The sequence below is a fragment of the Kitasatospora sp. NPDC029367 genome, assembly GCF_055569135.1.
On record NZ_JBVHYH010000049.1, the window covers coordinates 1 to 6,929 of the forward strand.

Below are 6,929 nucleotides of genomic sequence, written 5' to 3' on the forward strand. Positions count from 1 at the left end.
AAACGGGGGGAAGGAAAAGCCCCCGGGGTGAGCGGACACGGCAGGGGAAAATTGGGGCCCCAACAAGGCGCCCGTGGGGGGGGGGGCCCCGTGCACCGGAAGTCGGAGCGGCCGACTTCCGGTGCACGGGAAGGTGCCCGGCGGGACGGGACATCGGCCAGGGTGACCGGGAGTCAGGAGGTCAGGGCCGGGGCCTGGGGATGGGGGAGGCCGGTCCAGCAGGCGCCGTGGCGGCGGGCGCGGAGGCGGCGGAGCCAGAGTTCGGTGGAGACGAGGTCGGCCAGGCCGGCCAGGGCGGCCGGGGAGAGGGGGGTGGCGGGGTCGGTGGAGTGGGCGAGGCCGGCCCGGACGGCGGGGAGGTCGATGAGGCCGGCCTCGGCGAGCAGGGGGGCGTCGAAGAGCTCGGCGAGGCCGTCGGCGGCGAGGCGCAGGCCGGCCCGGGCGGGGGCGGTGCGGTCGGGGCGAGGGCCGCGGCCCCAGTCGGGGGGCAGGTCTGTGCGGCCGGCGCCGGTGAGGACGGCGTGCAGGAGGGCGTGCCGGGCGCCGGGCTGGAGGCGGACGTCGTCGGGGAGCAGCCGGGCGGCGCGGACCACCTGGTTGTCGAGGAAGGGCGCGTGCAGCCGTTGGCCGGGCTGTTCGGCCGCGTGCAGGAGCGTGCGGAAGGAGCGCGCCTGGCGGTAGAGGGCGTGCCGGGCCCGGTGCGCGCCCGGGTGTTCCTCGGGCGCCGGTCGGCGCGCCGCCAGCCGCAGCCGTAGGGCGACCGAGGAGAGCGCCTCGTCGGAGAGCCAGCGGGCGGCCGGGCCGGGGACGCACCAGGCGAGGTCGACGGCCGAGCGGTCGCCCGCGGTGCCGGCGCCGTCGGGGACGTGCCGGGCGGTCAGCTTGGCGGCGGCCTCGTCCAGTGCCTCGGCGTAGCGGACCCGGGAGAGCCGGTGGGCGGCCCGGACCACGGTGAGCGGGGTGCGCAGCGCGCCGGTCAGCACGCCCGCGGCGGCCCGGTCGGCGCCGGCCAGGGCGGCGACCGGGGGCAGCAGTTCGCGGGGCCGGCCGGCCCGGATCAGGTCGGCGAGCCGGGCCGGGTGGCCGTCCAGGACCTGGCGGGCGCCGTAGCCGGTGAGGTGGTCGGCGCCCCCGGCGTCGAAGCGGGCCCCGGCCCGGGCGGCGGCGACGAGTTCGGGGCCGGGCTCGTCGGTGAGCGGGCCGGACTGCGGGTCGGTGCGCAGGACGGCGTACGGGAGGGTGTCGGGGCCGGGGTCGAGCACGGTGTGCCGCAACCGCGGGGTGTCGGGGGCGAGCGCGAGGCTGGTGGGCGGTTCGGTCTCGCCGAGTGTGACGGCGGCCAACTGCTCGGGGACGGAGGGGCCCTGGGCGGCCTCCCGGGCCCAGGAGCCCTTGACCGCGCCGCTCCTGGCCCCGGCGGCGCCCCGGCCGCCGGTCACGGCCGGCCCGGTCGGCGCGCCGGGAGCCCCGGCCGGCACCGGCGGCAGCGGTACGGCGGCCGCGAGCAGGGCCACGGTGGCGGAGGCCGTCCCGTACGAGAGGTCGACGCCGAGCCGGGCGCGCCCGGCCGGGTCGGTGGCCGGGGCGGGGGTGCGGACCCGGGAGCGGACGGACTCCAGCAGGGCGCGGGTGAGTTCGCGGATGGCGGGGGCCTCGTCGCGGGGCTGTTCGGCGCCGGGTGGTTCGTCGTAGGCGTCGAGGTACGGGCGGCCGCCGCGGATGGCGAGCACGTGGCCGGGCGGCACCCGCTGGACCCCCAGGTACGGCGTGCCGGTGCCGAGCGCCTCCGGGGACTCCGGGCAGGCGAGCCGGGCGGCGAGGTGGCCGGTGTCCAGCGCGGCGCCGACCAGGTCGGCGAGCGGGAGGGCGGCGGTGGCGTAGGCGGTGCCGCCGGCCCAGGGGGTGTGGAAGACGGGCTGGGCGCCGGCGAGGTCGGTGAGCAGCAGGGTGGAGCGGGTGCCGGTGCGCAGCACGACGGTGTAGCTGCCGGGCCAGGCGGTGAGGTGGCGGACGGCGCCGCCGCGGGCGCCGGCCAGGCCGGCGGCGAGTTCGGCGTCGGTGGCGCCGCAGTGGCCGAGGACGGCGAGCCGGGTGGTGGCGGGGGTGTCCTCGACCGGGTCGGGGGCGGTGGGGCCGGTGCTGACGGCGGGGCGGGCGCCGGGGCGGAGGGTGACCAGGCGGATCTCCTCGGGCCGCCAGTCGCCCACGGCCCAGAGCGGGTTGGGGCCGGTCCACAGGGGGCGGGCGGCGATCGGGGCGACCGTGGCGAGGGCCTCGTGCACCGGCGCGCCCGCCCGGGGCGTGCCCGTGCTCCAGCCCGTCAGCCACCGCATCGCGCCTCCACCGGACGAGGACCTGCACTCGCGCGGCGCGTCCGGCGCCGGGCGGGCGGCCGGGTGGGTGCCGGGGGCGGCCCGTGGGCCCGTCCGGGCGTGCCCGCGTTCCGGCGCGCCGTCTGGGGACATCGTGCCACCACCGGGCGCTGCCGGGGCCGGTGTTGTCGGTTCCGCTTCCGTTTCGCGGGGCCCGGTGCGCGGTGTCGGGCGCGGTGAGGCGGCGGTGAGGCGGCGGGGACGCGGTGGGGACGGCAACGGGGGCGGGGTGGGGGTGGATTCGGGCGGGCCGGGCCTCCCCCTCCCTGGCCCGGACCGCCCGGGCACACGCCCTTGACATGGGCATCGCGAGATGGCCGAAAGGCGTCGCCCCGCCCGGGAGGGCATCCGCATGCCCTCCCGGACTTCGCCGCCGCCCGCGGGGATTGAGGCGGCGGCGTCCCCCGGCCCGCCGGGTCCTCGACGGCGGGCCGACCCACGACCACCAGCGAATCGCCGAGTGGCCGGTCGGGCCAGGGGGCACGGCCGGGCGCACGTGAACACGGGACCGGAGCACGGCGCTCCGGCGCGCGGCGCGGCCGAACCGCTCCGGGTGGTCCGGACCAACCCCCGCGACGATCCGGCGCGGCAGGGCCGGGTGCGCGATCCCGCCATCCGGAATGCGGCCTCTTAACCGTCGGAACGCGTCCGACTACTCTAGGTACAGCAGCTACGGCCCGGTGCCGCCCGGGCCCCGCGCACAAGGCCGCAGGAGGTGCCGCCGCCACCATGACCGTCAGCCCACGAGGACCGAACGAACGGCTCGGCACGCTCCTGACCCTCGCCCAGATCAGCAACGCGGGACTGGCCCGGCGGGTCAACGACCTCGGCGCGCAACGCGGTTTGACGCTGCGCTACGACAAGACCTCGGTCGCCCGCTGGGTCAGCAAGGGCATGGTGCCGCAGGGGCCCGTCCCGCACCTGATCGCCACCGCGATCGGCGGCAAGCTCGGCCGGCCCGTCCCGCTGGAGGAGATCGGCCTGGGCGACACCGACCCGGCGCCCGAACTCGGCCTGGCCTTCCCGCGCGAGGTGGCCGACGCGGTGCGCTCGGCCACCGACCTGTTCCGGGTCGACCTCGACCTGCGCCGCGGGCCCGGCGGCGGCCGCTGGAGCGACAGCCTGGCCGGCACCTTCTCGGTCGCCGCGTACGCGACGCCCGTCTCCCGCTGGCTGATCAACCCGGCGGACGGCTCGGTGGCCCGCGAGGCGCCGCGCTCCCCCAGCGAGAACTCCTCGTACCGGGTGGGCCACTCGGACGCGGTCAAACTCCGTGAGGCCGCCCAGGAGGCCCGCCGCTGGGACTCCAAGTACGGCGGCGGGGACTGGCGTTCGTCGATGGTGCCGGAGTGCCTGCGGGTGGAGGCGGCGCCGCTGCTGCTGGCCTCGTACAGCGACGCGGTCGGCCGGGCGCTGTTCGGCGCGACCGCCGAACTGACCAGGCTGGCCGGGTGGATGGCCTTCGACACCGGCCAGCACGAGGCCGCCCAGCGGTACTACATCCAGGCCCTGCGGCTCGCCCGGGCCGCCGCCGACGTACCGCTCGGCGGCTACGTGCTGGCCTCGATGAGCCTCCAGGCCGGCTACCGGGGCTTCGCCGAGGAGGCCGTCGACCTCGCCCAGGCCGCGCTGGAGCGCAACCGCAGCCTGGCCACCGCCCGGACCATGAGCTTCTTCCACCTGGTGGAGGCACGGGCCCAGGCCAAGGCCCGCAACGCGGCGGCGTGTGCGACGGCGCTCGGTGCGGCGGAGAGCGCACTCGAACGAGCGCGCGCCGGGGACCCCGATCCGGCCTGGATCGACTTCTACGCCTACGACCGGCTCGCCGCCGACGCCGCCGAATGCTTCCGCGACCTCGGAGTGCCCTCCAAGGTCCGGCAGTTCACCCGCGAAGCGCTGGCCAAGCCCACCGAGGGCTTCGTCCGCTCGCACGGCCTACGGCTGGTGGTCTCGGCGATGGCCGAGGCCGAGGCGGGCAACCTGGACGCCGCGGTCGCCGCCGGCGAGCGCGCCGTCGAGGTGGCCGGCCGGATCTCCTCGCAGCGCAGCCGGGAGTACGTGGTGGAGATGCTGCGGCGACTGGAGCCCTTCCAGGGCGAGCGCCGGGTCCGGGAGCTGACCGAGCGGGCGCGGGCGGTGATCGTCGCTCCGGCGTGAGCCGCTCGGGACGCCGTACGAGGACTTCGCGGAACCCCCGCGATAAATGGGGTGCGCCTGCGGGAGGGGCCTGGATAAGGTCTCTCTCGTCCAGGTGCGCAGGCAGAGGTTACTTCCACTCTTAATGGGCGTGTCGCGGGTTCGAGTCCCGTCACCGGCTTCGGGCCGGTGTAGCTCAGTTGGCAGAGCAGCTATGTCACCTCAGCCGTCCTTGAACTCTGGACACCTACACGTGAATAGAATTCCGCACCTCCCGGTGCGACGGCGGCGGTTACTTCTGTGGAGTGCCCCCTTTTCGGGGCGCGTTGAAGCAAACCCAAAAACCGCAGCCGAATCCATTGATCTCGGGAGGCAGCTGCGCTTCGGAGTGCCCGGTGCGCAGGCGGGGGTTACTTCGGATCTTGCGGTTCCGGGTTCAAATCCCGGGCGTGCCGTGCGCGAGCGCGGCCGATAGCTCAATCCGGTAGAGCACAAGGCATATACCTCCGCCGACGCCGGTCGTCGCACGACGACCGGCACGACCTCGGGCACCCCGGCCGCAGCATGCCTCCCTCCCGCTGACGACCGAGCACGCCGAGGGGGGCTGCAGCATGTCCAGGTTCAACATCCGCAAGACCAAGGCGAGTCCGAAGTCACCAGTGACCACGACCGGGAAGCGCACCGCCAACCACAACGGCGGCACCGGTCACGTCCGGGACGCCAAGTCCGAGCTCTTCCTGCTCGCCGTGGCCAACATGGTCGGGCAGGACACCTTCTACGAGCGCGGCGGCGCCCGCGACGACCGCTACACGGCGCTGGTGCGCGAACTCGCCGTCAGCGACCCGGAGTGGACCCTCGGGCTGCTGCGCTGGCTGCGCCACGGTGCGCAGCTGCGCACCGCCGCACTGGTCGGCGCCGCCGAGTTCACCCGGGCCCGGCTGGACGCCGGTGCCCACGGGCACTCCCGGCAGGCCGTCGACGCCGTGCTGCGGCGGGCCGACGAGCCCGGTGAGCTGCTCGCGTACTGGACCTCGCGCTACGGCCGGGCGCTGCCCAAGCCGCTCAAGCGCGGTGTCGCGGACGCGGTGCGCCGGCTGTACGACACCCGCGCGCTGCTCAAGTACGACACCGCGGGCAAGGGCTACCGCTTCGGTGACGTCCTGGAGTTGACCCACCCGGCGCCGGACCCGGCCAAGCCCTGGCAGGGCCCGCTGTTCCAGTACGCGCTGGACCGCCGGCACCGGCCGGAGGAGGCCGCGCCGCCCGCCGCCGACCGGATGCTGACCGCCAACCGCGAGCTGCTCGCGCTGCCCGTCGAGGAGCGCCGGGCGGCCGTGACGGCGAAGGACGGCGCGGAGCGGCTGGCCGCCGCCGGGCTGACCTGGGAGGCGCTGGCGGGCTGGCTGCAGGGTCCGATGAGCGCCGAGGTCTGGGAGGCGGTCATCCCCTCCATGGGCCCGATGGCGCTGGTCCGGAACCTGCGCAACTTCGACCGGGCCGGCGTGTCGGACGAGGCCGCGGCCGAGGTGGCCCGGCGGATCTCCGACCGGGGCGAGGTACGGCGCTCGCGCCAGTTCCCGTTCCGGTACCTGGCCGCGTACCGGCACGCGCCCTCGCTGCGGTGGGGGCACGCGCTGGAGACGGCGCTCGGCCACTCGCTCGCCAACGTGCCCGAACTGCCCGGCCGGACGCTGATCCTGGTCGACCGCTCCGGCTCGATGTTCGACCGGCCCAGCGCGCAGACCCAGCTCAACCGGGCCGACTCGGCGGCGATCTTCGGCACCGCGTTGAAGGTGCGGGCGGCCGAGGCGGACCTGGTCGAGTTCGGCAGCCTCAGCCGGGTGGTCGAGGTCGGCCGCGGGGAGGCGGTGCTGCGGGTGCTGGAGCGCTTCTCCAGCCTCGGCGGCACCAACACCGCCCAGGCCGTCCGGGACCACTACCGGGGCCACGACCGGGTGGTGATCGTCACCGACGAGCAGCCCGGCGCCGGTTACGGGGGCCACGACCCGCTCTCCGCGATACCGGCCCACGTCCCGGTCTACACCTGGAACCTGGCCGGCTACGCGACGGGCCACGGCCCGAGCGGCGGTGCCAACCGGCACACCTTCGGCGGCCTGAGCGACGCGGCCTTCCGGCTGATCCCCCTCCTGGAGGCGGGGGCCGACGCCGGCTGGCCCTGGGAGGTCTGACCACGACGCGGCCGGCCGGGGGGCGGCGGCGCCGCGCGGGGCCGGGGGCCCGGCACGGCGGCACCACGGCCGCAGACGAGGTGGCGCGCGGAGTCGGGGGACTCGGTGCGCCACACCACGGCCGGTCCGGGGGGACCGGCCGATGCCCCGGGGGGCGGGGGGGGGGGGGGGGGGGGGGGGGGGGCCATCGGTCCCGGCGTACTGGGAGGAGCAAAAAAAAGGGAGCCATCCC

Annotated in this window: 3 protein-coding genes; 2 read left to right on the forward strand and 1 reads right to left on the reverse strand. The window is 76.6% G+C overall.

Features of this window, described 5'->3' with window-relative positions:
- Positions 1 to 173: 173 nt before the first annotated feature.
- Entirely contained in the window at positions 174 to 2,333 is a 2,160-nt protein-coding gene (locus tag ACZ4W5_RS24480) for an asparagine synthase-related protein (protein WP_465656894.1), read from the reverse strand.
- Positions 2,334 to 3,101: 768 nt separating this feature from the next.
- Here ACZ4W5_RS24480 and ACZ4W5_RS24485 point away from each other — a divergent pair.
- Both ACZ4W5_RS24485 and ACZ4W5_RS24490 read left to right on the forward strand, forming a co-directional pair.
- Positions 3,102 to 4,529, forward strand: a complete 1,428-nt coding sequence (locus tag ACZ4W5_RS24485) for an MFS transporter (RefSeq protein ID WP_360237973.1) — start codon at positions 3,102 to 3,104, stop codon at positions 4,527 to 4,529.
- 590 nt (positions 4,530 to 5,119) lie between these two features.
- Positions 5,120 to 6,697 (forward strand): TROVE domain-containing protein, encoded by a 1,578-nt coding sequence (locus tag ACZ4W5_RS24490; protein WP_465656896.1) that lies wholly within the window; start codon positions 5,120 to 5,122, stop codon positions 6,695 to 6,697.
- Positions 6,698 to 6,929: the final 232 nt, after the last annotated feature.